Origin of the sequence: Streptomyces sp. NPDC047869, from assembly GCF_040704065.1 — a bacterium.
GTDB lineage: Bacteria > Actinomycetota > Actinomycetes > Streptomycetales > Streptomycetaceae > Streptomyces.
Window position 1 is genome coordinate 119,526 of record NZ_JBEYRK010000014.1, and the last position, 17,903, is coordinate 137,428.

Sequence of the window (17,903 nt, forward strand, 5' to 3'; positions counted from 1 at the left end):
CCCGGCCGCGCCGCTCACGCCGAGCGCGCCTCCGCCTCCCGCGCGATCGAGTCGAACCGGGCGCCCATGGCCGCGGCGAGCGCCTGGGCGCCCGAGAGCGGGCGCACCATCACCGTGAGCTCGTCGATCAGACCGTCGTCGTCGAGGTGGATGAAGTCGCAGCCGCTCAGCTCCCGGTCGCCCACCCGCGCCCGGAAGACCAGGGCGTGGTCGCGGCCGTCGGCGCCGGCGAGTTCCCGCTCGTAGCGGAAGTCCTCGAAGACCTGGGAGACCCCGCGCAGGATCGCCGCGGTGATCGCCTTCCCGGGGTACGGCTTGAAGACGACGGGGCTGGTGAAGACGACGTCATCGGCCAGCAGCGCCTCGACGGCGTCCAGGTCGCCCGCCTCGACCGCCTCGCGGAACGCGCGCATCGGATCACCTCTCATAGTCAATTAATTGAATAGGTGCGGATGAGGGTAATCATCGGCTGCTAGCGTGTCCACATGTCGCTCAAGTACGCCGTCCTGGCCGCCCTGCTGGAGGGGGAGGCCTCGGGCTACGAGCTGTCGAAGGTGTTCGACGTCTCGCTCGCGAACTTCTGGCCCGCCACCCCCCAGCAGCTCTACCGCGAGCTGGAGCGCCTCGCCCAGGACGGACTGGTCGAGGCCCGGACGGTGCCGCAGGAACGCCGGCCCACCAAGCGGATGTTCACCCTGACCGAGGCCGGCCGGAGCCGGCTGCGCGCCTTCGCCGACGAACCGCCGAAACGCCCCACCGCCATCCGCGACGAACTCCTCATCAAGATCCAGGCCATGGACGGCGGCGACCCCGGGGTGGCCCGGGCGCTCGTAGAGGAGCGCGCGGGCTGGGCCCGCGGCAAACTCGACCGCTACGAACGGGTGCGCGCCCGTCTCCTCGACGGGCGGTCCGAGGAGGAGTACCTGCGTACGGCCGACCGGATCGGCCCGTATCTCACCCTCATGGCGGGCATCTCCTTCGAGGAGGAGAACCTGCGCTGGTGCGAGCGCGTGCTGCGCGTCCTCGACCGGCGGGTGCCCTCGCCGTCCGGTGGCGAGTACGCCTAGGCTGAGCCGATGTTCAGCCCCGAAGGCCCCAGCCTGCGCGAACTCGCCGTACAGGCACTGTCGTCCGTCGAGCACGGCTACGACCTGCTGGCCCCGAAGTTCGACCACACCCCGTTCCGTACGCCCGGCTCGGTGCTGGAGTCCGTCGCCAAGGCGCTGGAGCCCCTCGGGCCCTTCGAGCACGGCCTCGACCTGTGCTGCGGCACCGGAGCCGGGACGGAGCTGCTGACGGGACTGTGCGGCCGCGGCGTCACCGGCGTCGACTTCAGTGCCGGCATGCTCGACGTCGCCCGCCGCCGCGTGCCGTCCGGCGGCCCGGACGTCACCTGGGTGCGCGGCGACGCCCGGGCCCTGCCGTTCGGGCCCGTCTTCGACCTGGCGGTCAGCTTCGGCGCGTTCGGCCACTTCCTGCCCCGCGAACTGCCGGGGCTGTTCGCCCAGGTCCGCTCGGTGCTGCGGCCGGGCGGCAGCTTCGCCTTCCCCGTCTTCGCCCCGCCCCGCCTCTCCAGCCCCGCGTTCTGGACGCTGCTCGGCTTCGACACGGCGATGCGGGTGCGCAACGCCCTGTGGCGGCCGCCGTTCGTCATGTACTACCGGACCTTCCGGTTCGGCGACGTCATGGACGGGCTGACCGGCGCCGGCTTCATGGTCGGGCTGCGGCCGCTGCCAGAGTTCGGGCGGCGCGACGACGGCAGCCCCCGGGCCCGCCTCCTCGTGGCCCGGGCTCAGCCGGCCGCGGGCAGGGTGAACTCGTAGACCAGTGCGTCCCGTTCGGAGTCGACCACCAGATCCGTGATCTCCAGCGGGCGCGCGTACTGGTCGTGCACCCGGCGCGTCACCCGGACCGACGAGGCGTCGCCGACCTGGGTGATGGAGTCCCGGTGGTGCAGGGTGAGCCCGGCCTTGCGCATCCAGTCGTAGGCCCGGCGCAGCTGTGCCGGGGTGGCCCCGTCCGCCCGGTCGCGGTAGCGGCCCAGCTCGGCGACCTCGCTCAGCGCCACCGCGGAGAACGTTGTCACCGCCGTGCGCAGCGAGTGGCCGTCGGGCGCGGCCGACCGGTAGCGGTGCACCAGCGTGGGCCGGTGCGGGGCCAGACCGAGTGCCTGCGCGTGCTCCGGTGACGGCGCCTCCCAGGTCACCGTCGCCCGGTCCACCGCGCACGGGTCCGCCGGCCGGGCGCCCACGGGGAACGTGAGCGAGACCGGGTCCTCGACCGGGCGGCCGGGCAGCGTGGCGTGGCTGCCCCGCCGGTCGGTGGCGACCAGGCCGCCGCGGCGCAGCACCTCCAGTGCCTGCCGTACGGTCTCCCGGCTGACACCGAAGTGCCGGGCCAGGTGCCGTTCGCTGGGCAGCCGGTCACCGGGCGGGACGGTGCCGTCGTGCAGTTCGTCGAGGAGCTGCGACGCGACCCGCCAGTACAGGGGCCGGTCATCGGTCTGAGGGGGGTCGAGCGGGGTGGTGCGGGCCATGCCGCGCCTCCTGTGGTGACAAGACGTAGCCGAACGGGCTCATTGCGCGACCACATCTAGCATTGGTCTAAACCACAAGGGAAGAGCGGTCCGGTGGTTCGGCCGAAACCCACCCGCGCGACCGGGCCTCACAGAGCGCTGTAGACCGCTTTCACCAGGGCCGTCTTGCGCGGGTCGTCCGCGATGTGCGGCCCCATCCGGTTCATCGTGTACCCGAGCGAGACCTCCGCCTCCGGATCCGCGAGCCCGCAGGAACCCCCGAACCCGTCGTGTCCGAAAGCGCGCGGGTTCGGTCCGTAGGAGCCGTGCGGGCCGCTCAGCCACAACCCGAGCCCGACCTCCGTCTCACCCTCGAACCCCGCGCCCAGCACCAGATCGCGGCATCGGCCCTGCCCCTCGCGCGCCCGTTCCACCGCACGCGGTGACAGGATCCGCCGGTCGCCGTAGGAGCCCCCGCCGGCGAACACGCCGTACAGGGCGGCGACCGAGCGGGCGGTGCCGTGCCCGTTGGCCGCCGGGATCTCCGCCGCCCGCCACGCTGCCGTGTTCGCCTGCGCCGCGCCCACGGCCGGATTGGCGAGGGCGGCGATCGCGGCAGGCGGCAACTGGCCGAAAGCGGCGGCTCGTTCGCCGTCGTCCCGGGACCGCGCGTGTACCAGTTCGGCTGCCCGGCCGGCCTCCTTCTCCGGCAGGCCGATCGTGAAGTCCAGCCCGAGCGGCCCGGTCACCTCGCGCTCCAAGAACGCCCCGGGCCGCAGCCCCGACACCCGCCGCACCACTTCCCCCACCAGGAAGCCCCAGGTCAGCGCGTGATATCCGGACCGGGTGCCCGGCTCCCACCAGGGCTCGGTGGCCGCCAGCCGCGCGGTCGTCAGCTCCCAGTCGTACAGCTGCTCGACGGAGTGCGGTTCCCGCAGGCCGGACAGTCCCGCTCGGTGCGACAGCAGGTCCCGTACGCGTACGTCCTCCTTGCCCGCCGCCGCGAATTCCGGCCAGTACGCGGCCACCGGCCGGTCGAAGTCGAGCAGGCCCCGGTCGGCGAGGACATGCGCGCACAGGGCCACCGGCCCCTTGGTGGTGGACCACACGTTGACCAGTGTGTCCCGCTCCCAGGGCCGGGTGCGGGCCGCGTCCGCCCAGCCGCCCCACAGGTCGGCCACCGTCTCGCCGCCGACGGTCACCGCCACGGCGGCGCCCAGTTCGTCACGCTCCCGGAAATTCTCCTCGAACGCCTCCCGCACCGCGGTGAAGCGCGGATCGCAGTGGCCCTGAACCTGTGCCTCGTGCGCGGACATCCAGCCTCCGTCGTCGCCGGGAACCCGGGTGGCGGCAGCACGGCCCGGGGCGCCCCCGAACGTACCGACTGGTCGGACTGGAGGGAAGAAGGCGGACGGGGCCGGCCTGGCCGGCGCGGGCGCGGTCCTGTCGCACCTCCGCGGTCAGGCGTACGCGCGCAGCCAGCGCAGCTTGCGCTCCTCCTGGAACGGGCCGCCGCCCTCGTGGTCGTTGAAGTCGTACACCTCGATCCCCTTGTCCTGGTGCGCCCAGGCGTTGAACGCCGCGAACACGGTCGACGGCGGGCACGTCTGGTCCTCCAGGGCGGCCGAGAAGAGCGCCGGGGCCCGGCCTCGGGCCGCGAAGTGCACGCCGTCGAAGTAGGCGAGCGTACGCAGCGCGTCCTGCGCGCGGCCGCGGTGCGTCTTGAGGAACAGGCCGATCTCCCGGTACGGGTGACGGTCCGTCAGCGTCGTCGCGCGCGGGAAGTCGCACAGGAACGGCACGTCGGGGGCGACCGCGACCAGATCGGGCAGGAGACCGCCGACGGCGAGGGAGATGCCGCCGCCCTGGCTCTCACCGATCACCACGGTCCGCGCCGCGTCGGTGAGCGGATGCGAACGGGCCGCCTCCACGGCACGCACGGCGTCCGTGAACACCCGGCGGTAGTAGTAGTTCTCGGGTGCGTCGATGCCCCGCGTCATGTACCCGGGGAAGGCGGGCGCGGCGCCCACCGGGTCCGCCGTGCCGCCACCGCCGCCCCAGGCGCTGCCCTGGCCGCGCGTGTCCATCACGAAGTGCGCCCGGCCCGTCGACGCCCACAGCAGGTCCTCGTGCGCCAGTCCACGCCCGCCGCCGTAGCCGATGAACTCCACCACCAGCGGCAGCGGTTCCGAGGCGCCGGCGGGCAGCCGCAGCCAGCCCTTGACCGGGTGGCCCCCGAAACCGGCGAACGTCACGTCGTACACCTGGACCGTGGACAGCCCGGTGTCCACCGGCTCGAACCGGGCGTCCAGCTCGTACTCGCGCGCCTCCTGGAGGGTCTTGTCCCAGAAGGCGTCGAAGTCCTCCGGCGCGGCGGAGGCGCTGCGGTACTCGCGGAGTTCGTCGAGGGGGAGGTCGAACAGGGCCATCAGCAACCGCCTTTGTGAACGAAGAGCCTGCGGGGATCACGGTATGGGGGTGGTCGGAGGACTCGCCAGGCCCGTTCGGGACACGCTTTCCCTCCGCCACCGAAACACGATCACCACGCTGGTCACCGAGGCGAAAGCGGTTGCCACGCTGATGCGTCGCGGACGGGCGGGACCGGCCGGCGGTCCGGGGTGGTCGGGTCACCTGGTCCGGGGTGGCCGGGTCACCCGCCCGGTCAGGCCCGCGGCTGGGTCCACCTCGGGCCGGTGCGCGCCCACTCCCGTTCCCACTCGTCCATCCGGTGGCGCAGCGCGGCCCGGCGCTGCACGGCGTACCCGAGGAGGACCACGGCCACCGAGCCGCCCGCCGCGCACAGGCCCACCGTGACCGTGTGCTGCCAGACCGCCACGCCGTTCGGCGGCGGGGCGACGGCGCGGCCCCGGGCGTCGAACCACACGGTCACCTCGTCACCCGCCCGGCTCCCGGCGGGGACGCGGGCCACGGCGGTACGCCTTCCGGTGCCCGGCTCGGTCCAGCGGACCTTGGCCTGATAGGGGTGCGCGCGGTCGCCCCGTACGGGGCGCGGCCGCGCGGACTCGTCGCCGATCACGGAGGCACGCACCTGGTGCCGTTCGGCCCGCAGCGCCGTGGCGTGCGACCGCGCCTGGTCATGGGCGTACAGACCGGCCGCCACCCCGGCCAGCGGTGTGACGACGAACAGCAGGACGGCGGCGACCAGGACCGTCCAGGCCTCCATGACGTCCGACCGGCGCCGCAGCGGATTGTGCCGCCAGCGCCAGCCGCGCACCCGGGTACGCATGCCCACCTCCTCGCCGCAGCCGGAGCCGGAGGAAGGCCGGGCCGGGCACCGGCCCGGCCTTCCTCCGTCGCCTCGCACGAAGCGTCCGCACCCGTCTGGTACCCCGTACGGAGCGCCTCGCGCACGCCGCCCGCCGCGAGTTCAAGCCCTCCTGGAGCCCGGCGCGCGGCCCGCGCCCCACGGCCGCGCGAGCGGCCGGCGGGCTCAGCCGAAGCGCTCGATGCGGATCCGCTCGACCGGCTGCCCCGCCTCGACCAGCAGACGCGAGGCGTGCTCGGCGAACCCGTTGGAGCCGCACACATAGGCCTCCCAGCCACCCGGAGGCTGCTCCGCCAGGAACGGCGCCACATGTGCGGCCGCCATACGACCCACCGGCACCCCCGTGGGGGCGCTCCTGGTGAACACGGCCGTCGTCTCCGGCCCCAGCTCCCCGGCGTAGATCAGCTCCTCCGGGCTGCGCGCCGACACCAGCATCCGCAGCGGCACACCGAGGCCCAGTGCCCGGTGGTGCCGGACCATCGACATCAGCGGTACGACGCCGGAACCGGCCCCGAGCAGCAGCGCGGGCCGATCGCCCGGCCAGGCGAAGAAGCCGCTCAGCGGGCCGCGCACCTCGACGGTGTCACCGGGCCGGGCCGTGGTGTGGAACCAGCCCGAGACCTCGCCGTCCCGCACATGGTCCAGGGTCAGTTCGATGTGGCCCGAGTCGTCGGGGGCGGACGCGATCGAGTAGTGGCGCTGGGCCACGTACCCGTCCGGCGCGGTCAGCCGCAGCAGCAGGTGCTGGCCGGGCAGATGCCCCGCCCAGTCCGGCACCGCGAACCGGAAGGTGGCCGCGTGCGGGGTCTCGCGGCGGATCCCGGTCAGTGTGGCGGTCTGCCACGCCGACGCGGCCTGCTCGCTCACGGCGATGCGTCCGGGCACGGCGAAGCGCGTCGCGGGAACGCGGGCCGGGGTCACTGTCTCAGTCACCGGAGTACCGCTGCTCCTCCCACGGATTGCCCCGTTCGTGGTAGCCGTTCCCCTCCCAGAAACCGGGCTCGTCGTGGTCGAGGAGCGTGATGCCGGCGATCCACTTGGCGCTCTTCCAGAAGTACAGGTGCGGCACCAGCAGCCGCGCCGGACCGCCGTGCTCGGGCGCGAGCGGTTCGCCGTCGTACTCCCAGGCGATCCAGGCCCGGCCGCCGGTCAGGTCGGCGAGCGGCAGGTTCGTGGAGTAGCCGGTGTGCGCGTAGGCGACCGCGTGGGTGGCGGCCGCGGCCGGCCGCACCACGTCGAGGAACGTGTCCAGCGAGACGCCCCCGAAGCGCACCCCGAACTTCGACCAGCCGGTCACGCAGTGGATGTCACCCTCGTACGCCGAAGCGGGCAGCGCCCGGGCTTGCTCCCAGTCCCAGGTGTGCGGGCGCTCCACCAGCCCGTCGATGCGGAAGGACCAGTCGGCGGGGGCGAGGTCCGGGGTGACCTCGGCGGACAGGACGGGCCACTCGTCCCGCGCGTCGTACTGCCCCGGAGGCAGTCCTGGATCGGTGACGCGGGGTCGACCCGTGAAGCCTCGGGTGACGTTCATGGTCTCCACCGTACGCTGTCCCCGCCCGTGCTCCGCCCCAGGTCAATGCGGTGTTTGTGACAGCCGTACGAATTCGTTGCGGCCGTGCGAACTCTTCGCGGGGCCGGGAATAGCCGTCGGTCGCTCCTCCTTGCCGCTGAATGCCGGCCGGTGCGCCGGTGACGGTGCGACGGAAGCGAGGAAAGAGGATGTCCAAGGCGTACGTCTTCACGCGGTACGGCGGCCCGGAGACCGAGGCCCTGACCGACGTGGACCCGCCGAGCCCCGGCCCGGGCCGGCTCCTGGTCGCGGTCCGCGCGGCCGGGGTGAACCCCGTCGACTGGAAACTGCGCGAGGGCCTGCGCCGCCCCGGTGACCCCGCCGAGCGCGTGTTCCCAGCGGTGTTCGGCAGCGAGGCCGCCGGCGTCGTCGAGGCGGCCGGGCCGGGAGTGACCGGGTTCGCCGCCGGCGATCCCGTGTTCGGCAACACCGTCGACGGCGGGTACGCCGAGTACGCCCTGCTGAGCGCCGGGGTGACCGCGCACAAGCCGGACGGGCTGTCGTTCACCGACGCCGCGACCCTGCCGGTCGCCGCGGCCACCGCCTACGACGGCGTCCGCCAGCTCGGCCTGCCCGAAGGTGCGACGCTGCTGGTGACCGGCGCGGGCGGTGGGGTCGGCGCCGCCGCTCTGCAGATCGCCCGCGCCTTCGGCGTGCGGGTGGTGGGCGTGGCGAGCGAGGCCAAGAAGGACTTCGTCGAGTCGCTGGGCGCCGTGCACGTGCCGAGCGGCCCGGGCCTGGCCGAGCGGGTGCGCGCCGCCGCCCCCGGCGGCGTGGACGCGGTGTACGACCTGGTGGGCGGCGACACGCTGGCCGAGGCCGCCACCCTGCTCACCGACCGGACGAGGCTGATCACGGCCGGCGCCCCGCCCGGCACCGTCGCCGCGCTGGGCGGCTCCCGGGTCGCCCGGGCCCGCACCGCGGCCGTACTGGACGAGGTGGCGGCGCTCGTGCTGCGCGGCGCCCTGGATCCGTACGTCACCCGTACCTTCCCGCTCGAGCGTGCCGGGGCGGCCCTGCGCGCTGTGGAGGACGGGCACGCCCGGGGGAAGGTCGTCATCGAGGTGGGCGGATGAGCGCCGAGGTCTTCGCCCGCCTCCAGGCTCCCGTGGCCGCGCACGTGCTGGACAATCCCGCCCTCGCCTCCCTGACCGGCCCGCACGCGCACTTCGCCGAGCGGCGCGGCCGCGTGCTGCGCTACCCGCTCGACGTGTCCCCGTGGCTGGCGCTCCCCGACGATCCGGACGCGGACGACTGGGCGGACCTCGCGGCGCTGGCCGGTCCCGGCGCCGAGGTACCCCTGTCGGGCTACGTCGGGGAGGTCCCGGACGGCTGGGAGGTGACCTTCCGGGCGGAGGGCGTGCAGCTGGTGGACGACGGGCTGGCCGCCGCACCGGACCCGGAGGCGGTCCGTCTCGGCCCGCGCGACGTGCCGGTGATGCTCGACCTGGTGCGGCGCACCCGGCCCGGACCCTTCCTGGCGCGCACCGTCGAACTGGGCACCTACCTCGGCATCCGCCGCGAGGGCGCCCTCGTCGCCATGGCGGGGGAGCGGCTGCGTCCACCGGGCTGGACCGAGATCAGCGCGGTCTGCACCGACCCCGCCCACCGCGGCGAGGGCCTGGCCGGCCGGCTGATCCGCGCCGTGGCGCACGGCGTCCGGGAGCGTGGCGAGACCCCGTTCCTGCACGCCAGTGCCCGCAACACGAACGCCCTCCGGCTCTACGAGTCCCTCGGCTTCCGGCCGCGCCGCCGCACGGCGTTCCTCGCGGCCCGCGTGCCGGAGCGGCCGGCGGCCGGCCGGACGCCGGTGCCGGCCCGCTAGACCCCGTCGGGGCCGGCCGTCGGGGCCGGCCCCGCGTTGTACCGCTCGAGGTACCGGGCGAAACGGACCAGGTCCTCCTCCGGCCATGCGGCGAGCCGCTCCCGGAAGGCGGCCCGGCGGCTGCGCGTGACCTGGGCGAGGATCTCCTGGCCCGCCCGCGTCAGGTCCAGGACCTGGACGCGGTGGTCCTCAGGGTCGGTGCGGCGCTCGATGAGACCGGCCCGCTCCAGCGCGGTCACCTGGCGGCTGACCGTGGACTTGTCCAGGGCGTAGTGCGCGGCCAGATCGGTGGCCCGGCAGCCGCCGCTCTCCTCCAGATGCCCGAGCAAGGTGTACGACACCAGTGACAGTTCGGGGTGCATGCGCCCCGCCGAAGCCCGGGCCCGGCGGGCGAAGATCGTCATCTCGCGCTGGATGGTCTCGACGGCCGTCTCCGCTGCTGCTGGCACGGAATACCTCCTCCGACGTTCTAGTTGTATAGTACAACTTGAATGGAAGTTGTATAAGCCAACCATCGAACATCGGAGGCCGCCCGCGATGAGGTCACCGGCACTGCGCCATGTGCTCACCCACCTGATCACCCCGCTGCTGATGTGCCTGGGCATGGGGCTCGCGTACATGGGCGCCTTCGTCACGCCGGAGCCGAACCACCTGCCCGTCGCCGTCGTCGGCGCCGGCCCCGGGGCGAAGGTGTTCGCCCAGACCGTCAAGGACACCGCGGGGGACCGGCTCGATGTACGCACCGTCGCCACCCGCGCCGACGCCGTACACCTGCTCCGGTCCCGGGACATCACCGGCGCCTACGTACCGGCCGCGAGGACACCGGAGCTGCTGGTCGCCACCGCGGCGTCCGACATGGGCGCGACGGCCGCGGAGAAGGTCTTCACCCCGGTCGCCGCGGAGCGCGGCGCGCCGCTGAAGGTGACCGACGTGGCCGCCCCGGTCGCCGACGACCCCACCGGGCAGGGCCTGTTCTTCCTGCTGATCGCGGTCAGTATCGGTTCCTACGCCTCGGTCGCCGCCCTCGGCGCGGCGGGCGCCGCCCTCCCGATGCGGATACGGGCGCTGCTCGCGCTCGGTGTCTCCGCGGTGGTCGCCGGCATCGGCGCCCTGCTCGCCGGGCCGGTGTTCCGCCTCGCGCACCACGATCTCGCCGGCGTATGGGGGATGGCGTGGCTCTACTCCGCGGGCATCCTGCTCATCGGCGTCGGACTGCACACCTTCCTCAAGCGGTGGACCACGCTGACCATGATGGTGCTGTTCGTGATGCTCAACTTCACCAGCTCCGGCGGTCTGTTCGGGCCCGAGCTGCAGAACGGCTTCTTCGGCGCCCTGCACTCCTTCTGGAACGGCGCCGGCTTCGTCGAAGGCGTCCGGAGCCTCCTCTACTTCGGCGACGACGGCCTCGGCCACGCCGTCCGGACCCTGCTGGTCTGGCTGCTCGCCGGCCTCGCGGTGACCGCGATCGCCGCCGCCTTCGAGCACTCCCGGGCCGGGGCGGCGCCGACGCCTCCCACGGCCACGCCGGCCGTGAGGCGGCCCGAGCGACTCACGGAACGGGAGACCGACGGGACCGAGGCGGCCGAGGAAGAGATGGAGGAGACGGTGGGGGTGTGAGGGGGCATCAGCACTCACCCCGGGCGGACGGGACCCCGATTCGGTCCGGTCCGCGCCGTCCCGTGGCGGGTCCTTCCCGGACTTCGTGTACGGCACGCCGGGTCCGGGGCGCTGGGGTAAGGTGACCGTCCGGCCGCGGAGTGTCCGTGGCCGGACGGCCATTGAGGAGGTGGGACCCATTACCGCTGTGTCAGCCCGGGTGCTCTCTCCTCGTGACAGCTTGCTGTGAGCGTGGGAGCGCCCTTCGGCTCCGGTTCTCCGAAAGGCTCTCGGCCCGCATGTCCTCCGTGCCCTCCCTGTCCCCGTTCCCTGCCTCCGCCGTCGTTTCCGCGTTGCGTGCCGCCGGGTGCGTCTTCGCCGAGGACGAGGCGGAGTTGATCCTCGGCACCGCCCGCACCCCCGCCGAACTGTCCGCGATGGTGGACCGGCGGGCCGCCGGAATGCCACTCGAACACGTCCTCGGCTGGGCGCGGTTCCACGGTCTGCGCATCGCCGTGGAACCGGGTGTCTTCGTGCCGCGCCGCCGTACCGAGTTCCTGGTCGACCAGGCCCTGGCCCTGGCCCCGGACGCCACGCTCGTGGTCGACCTGTGCTGCGGCTCCGGTGCGCTCGGCGCGGCCCTGGCCGCCGCGCTCGGCCCCGTCGAGGTGCACGCCGCCGACATCGACCCCGCCGCCGTGCGCTGCGCCCGCCGCAACCTCGCCCCGTACGACGGCCGATCCCATGTGGGTGACCTGTTCGACGCGCTGCCGCCGGCGCTCCGCGGCCGGGTCGGCATCCTCACGGCCAACGTGCCCTACGTACCGAGCGCCGAGGTGCCGCTCCTCCCCGCGGAGGCCCGCGACCACGAGCCGCCGGTCGCGCTCGACGGCGGCGCGGACGGACTCGACGTCCTGCGCCGGGTCGCCGCCGGAGTCCCGAACTGGCTGGCGCCCGGCGGCGTTCTGCTGACCGAGACCAGCGAACGCCAGGCGCCGTCGGCGGTGCGGGCCTTCACCGACGCCGGCCTGACGGCCCGTACGGCGGTGTCCGAGGAGCTGTACGCGCATGTGGTGATCGGCGTGCGGGAACGGTGACGCGGCCTACGGCAGCTCCTGCGCCCGGGCGATGAGCAGCGCCACGTCGTCGTGGTTGTCCGGGTGGTGCAGCGTGCGCAGGAGCAGGTCGCAGACCTCCTCCAGCGGGCGGGCCGGATCGTCCAGCAGGGACAGCAGGAAGTCCAGGCGCTCGTCCAGTGAATGGCTGCGGGTCTCGACCAGGCCGTCGGTGTAGAACACCAGCACGTCGCCCGGCTCGAAGTCGACGGTGACGGTCGAGAACTCAACCCCGCCCACTCCCAGCGGCACCCCGGTGGGCAGGTCGAGCAGCTCCGGTTCCCGGCCCGGCCGGACCCGGGCCGGGGGCAGGTGCCCGGCGTTGGCGATCCGGCACTGGCGAAGATGCGGATCGTGGACGGCGTACACGCAGGTCGCGATGGAGTGGTCCAGGGCCGACGTGGTCTTGTCCAGGTGGTCCAGCAGCCGCGCCGGGTCGAGGCCGAGCGCCGCCAGCGTGGTGGTCGCGGTACGCAGCCGGCCCATGGTCGCGGCCGCGCCGATGCCGCTGCCCATCACATCGCCCACCACCAGCGCCGTCCTGCCGCCGTCCAGCGGGATGACGTCGAACCAGTCGCCGCCGACCTCGCTGGTGGCGCCCGCCGGCTGGTACCGGGAGGCCACCTCGAGGCCGGTGGTCACCGGCGGCCGGCTCGGCAGCAGGCTGCGCTGCAGGGTGAGCGCGGTGTTGCGGGCGTCCTGGTACCAGCGGGCGTTGTCGATGTGCACGGCGGCGCGGGCCGCCAGCTCCCGGGCCAGCAGCACGTCGTCCTCGTCGAAGGGCGCCGGATTGCGGGTCCGCTTGAGATCGAGGGCGCCGAGCACCTCGCCGCGCGCGATCAGCGGCACCGCCAGATAGGAGTGCAGGCCCGCCCGGCCCAGCAGGGCGGCCGCCTCCTCCGAGCGGGCGATCCGCGGCAGGTCCTCGTCCTTCACCCGCGCCACGAGCACCACCTCGCCCGTGCGCACGCACTCGGTGACCAGCCGGTCCGGGCCGTACCGGGCGACCTGGCCGGGCGGGTCGGCGGCGCACACGCCGTCCGAGCTCTCCGCCGGGCGCACCGCGAGGGCCCGGATCACCGCACCCTCCGACGGGCCCAGCGTGCTGGGCCGGCCCTCCACCACCGCGTCCAGCAGATCCACGGCGGCGATGTCGGCCAGCGCCGGCACCGAGACGTCGGCCAGCTCGCAGGCGGTGCGCTCCAGCTCCAGCGTGGTGCCGATCCGGACGGAGGCGTCGGCGATGATGGCGAGCCGGCGGCGCGCGGTCTCCGCCTCCTGCGAGGCCCGGTGCTGCTCGGTGATGTCGACCAGCGAGACGGCGACCCCGAGCACGTTGCCCATCGCGTCCTCGAGGCGGTACAGCGACTGCGACCAGGTGCGGTCCCGGTCCGGGTCCGCCGGGGTCCGGCCGACCAGCGGTGAGTCGATGACCGGGACGCCGGTCTCCAGGACCCGGCGGGTCGCGGCCTCCAGGGCCCCGGTGTCCAGCAGCGGCAGCACGTCGCGCAGCCTGCGCCCCATGTGCTCCTCGGCCGGCACACCGTTGTTCCTCGCCAGGGCGGGGTTGACCGTGACGAACCGCAGCTCGGTGTCGAGCACGGCGAGCCCGATCGGCGACTGCTGCACCATCCGCTCGGACAGTGCCACGTCCTGCTCCAGGCGCCGCACGGTCGACTGGTCGGCGGCGAGCCCCAGCGCGTACACGTGCCCCCGGTCGTCCAGCAGCCGCATGTTGCGGAACTCCACCAGACGGGTGCTGCCGTCCTTGCGGCGGATCGGGAAGCCGCCGGCCCAGCTCTGGCCGGTGCTCATCACATCGGCGAACAGCTTGCCGACGAGCTGGATGTGCCGCTCGTCCACCATCAGCCGGGCGGCGTACTGGCCGAGGGCCTCCTGCGCCGAGTAGCCGAACAGCTCCTCGGCCTGCGGGCTCCACAGCACGATGCGGCCGCTGCCGTCCAGCACCACCGACGCCACGCGCAGCACGTCGAGCAGTCCGCCGGCCCGCACCGGCCCGCGCACCGGCTCGTCGCCGTCCGCCGCCGGAGCCCCGGCTGCCCTCATGCCTCGCACCGCCTTCGCCCGATCGCACGGCACGCCGTCCCCCGTGCCGACTCCCCTTGTTCTACCGCGCTCACACCCGACTCTCCGCGCCGTCCCACCTATCTCCACCATCTCTCAGCCGGGCGGCGCACGTACGCCGAATGCACCGGGCCGGCGGTGCCGACGGGGCGGCCGTGGCCCGCGGTGGCCGCGCGGGACGGTGCCCGGGGCCGTGAGAGTTCACGCTCATATTGCTCCACTGGCCTGTACATGACCACTCCGTCGGGCCAGACTGTCCGCCGACCGAGTGCACCCACCCCCCTCCTCCGAGGAGCCGGCCATGCCCGCGTCCCCTGCCGTCAGGCAACGTTGTCACGCTGTCCTCAGCGGACTCGTCATCCTGGCCACCGCCGCCGTCGTGTCCCTCGCCGCACCCGCCCCGGCCCACGCCGCCGACACCTGGACCGAGACCGGCTCCGACCGGGCCGATCCGCTGACCGAGAGCCAGGGCCTGGCCTCGATGGAGGTCCCGGCGAACAGCCCCAACCGGTACACCGGCATCGGCACCATCCCGATCGGGCTCTCCAGCCGCGGCTGGAACCACGTGGGGGATCCCGACGCCTCGTACGACGGCCACTACATCGAGCCCTACCAGCGCGACTCGGGCAACTCGAAGATGTTCCGCGTGCAGGCCCCGGGCGGCGGCTGGTCGGAGTACGTCCACACGCTGAGCGCCGGCGAGGCCCTGAACAACTCCTGGGCGGCGGTCTCGCCCGACGGCCAGTGGATGCTGTCGGGCGAGTGGGGCACCATGAACCGCCTGCTCGTCTTTCCGACCCCGGGCGTGAACCCGGCCACCTCGCCCTCGGCGAACCTCCCTCAGGTCGCCGCCGTCAACCTCGACCACGCCGTGCGTGACGTCCAGGGCTGCGACTTCTCCGGCCCCACCACCCTGCTCTGCTCATCGGACGACCCGGACGGCTCCCTCTTCGGCCTCACCAAGCCGCTGCTGCGGATCGACCTGTCCGCGGCGCCGAACGGCACGGCCGACGTCACCGGTCGTGTCACCGCACTGCGCCAGTTGCCGCTGCGCAGCTCCTGCTCGGGCGGCTTCGAGGCGGAGGGCATCGACTACGACCGCCGGACCGGCGTCCTGCGCGTCATCGTCGTGTCGCCCGGCTTCTGCGTCCTCACGGACAGCAAGACGTACAAGTTCACCCGCGGCTGAGCCGCACGGGTTCCGCGGCCGCTGAGGTGTGCTCGCCGGTCCGTGGTGCTTTGCTGAGGATGGACGCGGTTCGGCGGGGTACCCCGTTCCACCGCAGCGCGGCCAGGAAAGGAGCGATCATGGAGGACACGGACCGGTCGCACCAGGAGACCGTCTCGGTGGAGATCAGCGGCTCCAAGGAGGACGCCCGCCTCGTATTCGACGCGCTCAACAGCTGTTTCGCGTCGGACCGGGCGCCCGAGGACATTCCGAGGCAGCTCCACGAGGTCCGTCCGATGGTGTGGCTCGGCACGTACGACGTCGCGGACGCGCGTGGGCCCGGCTGTCCACCCGTCCATCTCGACTCGTCCATCCTCGCGGACGTCCAGGGCAGTTACTGGGCCGTGGACCGGTTCCGCACGACGCTGGACTCGATGTTCACCGTCGAGGAGACCTGCACGGCCTCCGGCGACCAGGAGCGGGACCTGCACCTGCGGCTGGAGAGCCGCTGACGGGGTCCGGCAGGACCGGACGACGCAGCACACCGGGGCGCCCCGGCCGGCGAGGAGCCGGCCGGGGCGCCGTCGTGTCCGCGCGAAGTGGCCGGGCTCACCTCTCCTCGTTTATGCAACTAGTTGCACAACGGGGTGCGCTTCCTCTACAACAAGAGGCGACCGCACCCCGCACGGAGGGCCCCATGAGCCGTTACCCGCATCTGATGTCCCCGCTCGACCTGGGCTTCACCACCCTGCCCAACCGCGTACTCATGGGCTCCATGCACGTCGGCCTGGAGGAGGCCGAGCGCGGCTTCGAGCGGATGGCGGCGTTCTACGCGGCCCGCGCGCGCGGAGGAGTGGGCCTCATCGTCACCGGCGGCATCGCGCCCAACGACGAGGGCCGGCCCTACGAGGGCGGCGCGAGGCTCACCACCGAGGCGGAGGCCGAGCAGCACCGGACCGTCACCGAGGCCGTGCACCGCGAGGGCGGCCGGATCGCCATGCAGATCCTGCACTTCGGCCGGTACGCCTATCACCGTGACCTGGTGGCCCCGAGCCCGCTGCAGGCGCCCATCAGCCCGTTCGTGCCCCGCGAGCTCAGCGACGCCGAGGTCGAGCGGACCATCGAGGACTACGCCCGCGCCGCCCGCCTCGCCCGGCGGGCCGGCTACGACGGCGTCGAGATCATGGGCTCCGAGGGCTACCTGATCAACGAGTTCATCGCGGCGCAGACCAACCGGCGCACCGACCGCTGGGGCGGGTCGTACGAGAACCGGATGCGCTTCCCCGTCGAGATCGTCAAGCGGGTGCGCGAGGCCGTCGGCGAGGACTTCATCATCATCTACCGGCTGTCCATGCTGGACCTGGTCCCGGGCGGCTCCTCCCTGGAGGAGGTCGTCACCCTTGCCAGGGCCGTCGAGGCCGCCGGGGCGACGATCATCAACACCGGCATCGGCTGGCACGAGGCCCGTATCCCCACCATCGCCACGTCCGTGCCGCGCGGCGCCTACACCTGGGTCACGAGGAAGCTGATGGGCGAGGTGTCCGTCCCGCTGGTGACCACCAACCGCATCAACACCCCGGAACTGGCGGAGGAGTTGCTCGCCGGCGGCTGTGCGGACATGGTGTCCGTGGCCCGCCCGATGCTGGCCGACCCAGACTTCGTCGCGAAGGCCGCCGCCGGGAAGCCGGAGGCCATCAACACCTGCATCGGCTGCAACCAGGCCTGCCTCGACCACACCTTCAGCGGGCAGATCACCTCCTGCCTGGTCAACCCGCGCGCCTGCCACGAGACCGAGCTGGTGCTCTCCCCGACCCGGCTGGCCAAGCGGGTCGCGGTCGTCGGCGCCGGACCGGCCGGACTGGCCTGCGCCGTCAGCGCCGCCGAACGCGGCCACGCCGTCACCCTGTTCGACGCCGCGAACGAGATCGGCGGCCAGCTCAACGTGGCCCGCAAGGTCCCCGGCAAGCAGGAGTTCGACGAGACGCTGCGCTATTTCCGCCACCAGCTCGACGAGCACGGCGTCGACGTACGGCTCGGCGCCTGGGTCACCTCGGCGGACCTCGACGGCTACGACGAGGTCGTCGTCGCCACCGGCGTCACCCCGCGCGTCCCCGACATCCCCGGCGCCGACCACCCCCGGGTCCTCGGCTACCTCGACGTGCTGCGGGACGGCGCCCCGGTCGGTGACCGGGTGGCCGTGCTCGGTGCCGGCGGCATCGGCTTCGACGTCGCCGAGTACCTCACCGACGGCGGCGACAAGGCGAGCGAGGACCCGCGCACGTACTTCCGCAACTGGGGCGTCGACATGGACTACCGGGCGCCCGGCGGCCTCACCGCCCCGCGGCGGCCCGCCCCGCCCCGCACCGTCCACCTCCTGCAGCGCAAGACCACCAAGGTCGGCGCCGGACTGGGCAAGACCACCGGCTGGATCCACCGCACCGAACTCAAGCACCGGGGCGTGACCATGGTCCCGGGCGTGCGCTACGACCGGATCGACGACGCCGGACTGCACATCACCGTCGGCGAGGAGAGCACGGTCCTGGAGGTCGACACGGTGGTGCTGTGCACCGGCCAGGAGCCGCGCCGTGACCTCTACGAGGAGCTGGTCGCCGCCGGCCGCAGCGCCCACCTGATCGGCGGCGCCGACGTCGCGGCCGAGCTGGACGCCAAGCGGGCCATCAAGCAGGGCACCGAGCTGGCGGCGGCACTGTAGGGGCCCGGCGCGCGTCCCTAGGATGAGCCC

Annotated in this window: 18 protein-coding genes; 9 read left to right on the top strand and 9 right to left on the bottom strand. The window is 73.5% G+C overall.

All coding sequences use genetic code 11. The features are described 5' to 3' along the window. Positions 1 to 14 precede the first annotated feature (14 nt). Positions 15 to 413, bottom strand: coding sequence for a nuclear transport factor 2 family protein (locus AB0924_RS19940; RefSeq protein ID WP_359554756.1), 399 nt, complete (start codon positions 411 to 413; stop codon positions 15 to 17). Between the two features lie 72 nt (positions 414 to 485). On the opposite strand from AB0924_RS19940, the gene AB0924_RS19945 reads away from it, so the two are divergent. Next, positions 486 to 1,067, top strand: a complete 582-nt coding sequence (locus AB0924_RS19945) for a PadR family transcriptional regulator (protein ID WP_358934174.1) — start codon at positions 486 to 488, stop codon at positions 1,065 to 1,067. A 9-nt stretch (positions 1,068 to 1,076) separates the two neighbouring features. After that, entirely contained in the window at positions 1,077 to 1,823 is a 747-nt protein-coding gene (locus AB0924_RS19950; protein ID WP_358934176.1) for a class I SAM-dependent methyltransferase, read from the top strand. On the opposite strand, the gene AB0924_RS19955 is transcribed toward AB0924_RS19950, so the two are convergent. The 6 genes from AB0924_RS19955 to AB0924_RS19980 form a co-directional block, all read right to left on the bottom strand. Further along, a complete protein-coding gene (locus tag AB0924_RS19955) occupies positions 1,793 to 2,536 on the bottom strand; it encodes a GntR family transcriptional regulator (RefSeq protein WP_358934178.1) in 744 nt (247 codons plus the stop codon). The two genes, AB0924_RS19950 and AB0924_RS19955, sit on opposite strands and share 31 nt — an antisense overlap. Before the next feature lie 128 nt (positions 2,537 to 2,664). Beyond that, on the bottom strand, positions 2,665 to 3,831 hold the full coding sequence (locus tag AB0924_RS19960; protein WP_366912052.1) for a serine hydrolase domain-containing protein: 1,167 nt from the start codon (positions 3,829 to 3,831) through the stop codon (positions 2,665 to 2,667). 144 nt (positions 3,832 to 3,975) lie between these two features. Then, the gene (locus AB0924_RS19965) at positions 3,976 to 4,944 is read right to left on the bottom strand and encodes an acetylxylan esterase (RefSeq protein WP_366912053.1); all 969 of its coding nucleotides are present in this window, start codon (positions 4,942 to 4,944) and stop codon (positions 3,976 to 3,978) included. 233 nt (positions 4,945 to 5,177) lie between these two features. Next, entirely contained in the window at positions 5,178 to 5,762 is a 585-nt protein-coding gene (locus tag AB0924_RS19970) for a hypothetical protein (RefSeq protein ID WP_366912054.1), read from the bottom strand. A gap of 204 nt (positions 5,763 to 5,966) precedes the next feature. After that, positions 5,967 to 6,734 carry a ferredoxin reductase gene (locus AB0924_RS19975; protein WP_358934186.1) on the bottom strand — a complete coding sequence of 256 codons (768 nt, stop codon included), beginning with the start codon at positions 6,732 to 6,734 and terminating at the stop codon, positions 5,967 to 5,969. After that, positions 6,727 to 7,332 carry a sulfite oxidase-like oxidoreductase gene (locus AB0924_RS19980; protein WP_358934188.1) on the bottom strand — a complete coding sequence of 202 codons (606 nt, stop codon included), beginning with the start codon at positions 7,330 to 7,332 and terminating at the stop codon, positions 6,727 to 6,729. Before AB0924_RS19980 ends, AB0924_RS19975 begins: the two co-directional genes overlap by 8 nt. 188 nt (positions 7,333 to 7,520) lie before the next feature. Between AB0924_RS19980 and AB0924_RS19985 the strand changes: the two genes are divergently transcribed. Together AB0924_RS19985 and AB0924_RS19990 are read left to right on the top strand one after the other, a co-directional pair. Further along, positions 7,521 to 8,447, top strand: coding sequence for an NADP-dependent oxidoreductase (locus AB0924_RS19985; protein ID WP_358934190.1), 927 nt, complete (start codon positions 7,521 to 7,523; stop codon positions 8,445 to 8,447). Next, complete coding sequence (locus AB0924_RS19990; RefSeq protein ID WP_366912055.1) at positions 8,444 to 9,196, top strand: GNAT family N-acetyltransferase; 753 nt, start codon at positions 8,444 to 8,446, stop codon at positions 9,194 to 9,196. The genes AB0924_RS19985 and AB0924_RS19990 overlap by 4 nt, the downstream gene beginning before the upstream one ends. Here AB0924_RS19990 and AB0924_RS19995 read toward each other — a convergent pair. Next, positions 9,193 to 9,600, bottom strand: a complete 408-nt coding sequence (locus AB0924_RS19995; RefSeq protein WP_358934421.1) for a MarR family winged helix-turn-helix transcriptional regulator — start codon at positions 9,598 to 9,600, stop codon at positions 9,193 to 9,195. The genes AB0924_RS19990 and AB0924_RS19995 overlap by 4 nt on opposite strands. A 133-nt stretch (positions 9,601 to 9,733) precedes the next feature. Here AB0924_RS19995 and AB0924_RS20000 point away from each other — a divergent pair, with 133 nt between their 5' ends. Together AB0924_RS20000 and AB0924_RS20005 are read left to right on the top strand one after the other, a co-directional pair. Then, a complete protein-coding gene (locus AB0924_RS20000; RefSeq protein WP_358934194.1) occupies positions 9,734 to 10,813 on the top strand; it encodes a hypothetical protein in 1,080 nt (359 codons plus the stop codon). A gap of 278 nt (positions 10,814 to 11,091) precedes the next feature. Next, the gene (locus AB0924_RS20005) at positions 11,092 to 11,889 is read left to right on the top strand and encodes a putative protein N(5)-glutamine methyltransferase (RefSeq protein ID WP_358934196.1); all 798 of its coding nucleotides are present in this window, start codon (positions 11,092 to 11,094) and stop codon (positions 11,887 to 11,889) included. 6 nt (positions 11,890 to 11,895) lie between these two features. Here the strand turns inward: AB0924_RS20005 and AB0924_RS20010 are convergent, their stop codons facing one another. Beyond that, the gene (locus AB0924_RS20010) at positions 11,896 to 13,974 is read right to left on the bottom strand and encodes a SpoIIE family protein phosphatase (RefSeq protein ID WP_358934198.1); all 2,079 of its coding nucleotides are present in this window, start codon (positions 13,972 to 13,974) and stop codon (positions 11,896 to 11,898) included. A 319-nt stretch (positions 13,975 to 14,293) separates the two neighbouring features. On the opposite strand from AB0924_RS20010, the gene AB0924_RS20015 reads away from it, so the two are divergent. The 3 genes from AB0924_RS20015 (at position 14,294) to AB0924_RS20025 (ending at position 17,873) form a co-directional block, all read left to right on the top strand. Beyond that, the gene (locus AB0924_RS20015) at positions 14,294 to 15,181 is read left to right on the top strand and encodes a hypothetical protein (RefSeq protein ID WP_358934201.1); all 888 of its coding nucleotides are present in this window, start codon (positions 14,294 to 14,296) and stop codon (positions 15,179 to 15,181) included. Positions 15,182 to 15,300: 119 nt separating this feature from the next. Next, positions 15,301 to 15,672, top strand: coding sequence for a hypothetical protein (locus AB0924_RS20020; RefSeq protein WP_358934203.1), 372 nt, complete (start codon positions 15,301 to 15,303; stop codon positions 15,670 to 15,672). Positions 15,673 to 15,857: 185 nt separating this feature from the next. After that, positions 15,858 to 17,873, top strand: coding sequence for an NADPH-dependent 2,4-dienoyl-CoA reductase (locus AB0924_RS20025; protein ID WP_358934205.1), 2,016 nt, complete (start codon positions 15,858 to 15,860; stop codon positions 17,871 to 17,873). The last annotated feature ends 30 nt before the right edge of the window (positions 17,874 to 17,903 follow it).

Coding starts and splice junctions, on each gene's coding strand:
- AB0924_RS19940 (WP_359554756.1), bottom strand. CDS start 413: ATGCGCGCGTTCCGCGAGGCGGTCGAGGCGGGCGACCTGGACGCCGTC.
- AB0924_RS19980 (WP_358934188.1), bottom strand. CDS start 7,332: ATGAACGTCACCCGAGGCTTCACGGGTCGACCCCGCGTCACCGATCCA.
- AB0924_RS20000 (WP_358934194.1), top strand. CDS start 9,734: ATGAGGTCACCGGCACTGCGCCATGTGCTCACCCACCTGATCACCCCG.
- AB0924_RS20015 (WP_358934201.1), top strand. CDS start 14,294: ATGCCCGCGTCCCCTGCCGTCAGGCAACGTTGTCACGCTGTCCTCAGC.
- AB0924_RS20020 (WP_358934203.1), top strand. CDS start 15,301: ATGGAGGACACGGACCGGTCGCACCAGGAGACCGTCTCGGTGGAGATC.
- AB0924_RS19945 (WP_358934174.1), top strand. CDS start 486: ATGTCGCTCAAGTACGCCGTCCTGGCCGCCCTGCTGGAGGGGGAGGCC.
- AB0924_RS20010 (WP_358934198.1), bottom strand. CDS start 13,974: ATGAGGGCAGCCGGGGCTCCGGCGGCGGACGGCGACGAGCCGGTGCGC.
- AB0924_RS19965 (WP_366912053.1), bottom strand. CDS start 4,944: ATGGCCCTGTTCGACCTCCCCCTCGACGAACTCCGCGAGTACCGCAGC.
- AB0924_RS19955 (WP_358934178.1), bottom strand. CDS start 2,536: ATGGCCCGCACCACCCCGCTCGACCCCCCTCAGACCGATGACCGGCCC.
- AB0924_RS19990 (WP_366912055.1), top strand. CDS start 8,444: ATGAGCGCCGAGGTCTTCGCCCGCCTCCAGGCTCCCGTGGCCGCGCAC.
- AB0924_RS20025 (WP_358934205.1), top strand. CDS start 15,858: ATGAGCCGTTACCCGCATCTGATGTCCCCGCTCGACCTGGGCTTCACC.
- AB0924_RS19950 (WP_358934176.1), top strand. CDS start 1,077: ATGTTCAGCCCCGAAGGCCCCAGCCTGCGCGAACTCGCCGTACAGGCA.
- AB0924_RS19970 (WP_366912054.1), bottom strand. CDS start 5,762: ATGCGTACCCGGGTGCGCGGCTGGCGCTGGCGGCACAATCCGCTGCGG.
- AB0924_RS19985 (WP_358934190.1), top strand. CDS start 7,521: ATGTCCAAGGCGTACGTCTTCACGCGGTACGGCGGCCCGGAGACCGAG.
- AB0924_RS19995 (WP_358934421.1), bottom strand. CDS start 9,600: ATGACGATCTTCGCCCGCCGGGCCCGGGCTTCGGCGGGGCGCATGCAC.
- AB0924_RS20005 (WP_358934196.1), top strand. CDS start 11,092: ATGTCCTCCGTGCCCTCCCTGTCCCCGTTCCCTGCCTCCGCCGTCGTT.
- AB0924_RS19960 (WP_366912052.1), bottom strand. CDS start 3,831: ATGTCCGCGCACGAGGCACAGGTTCAGGGCCACTGCGATCCGCGCTTC.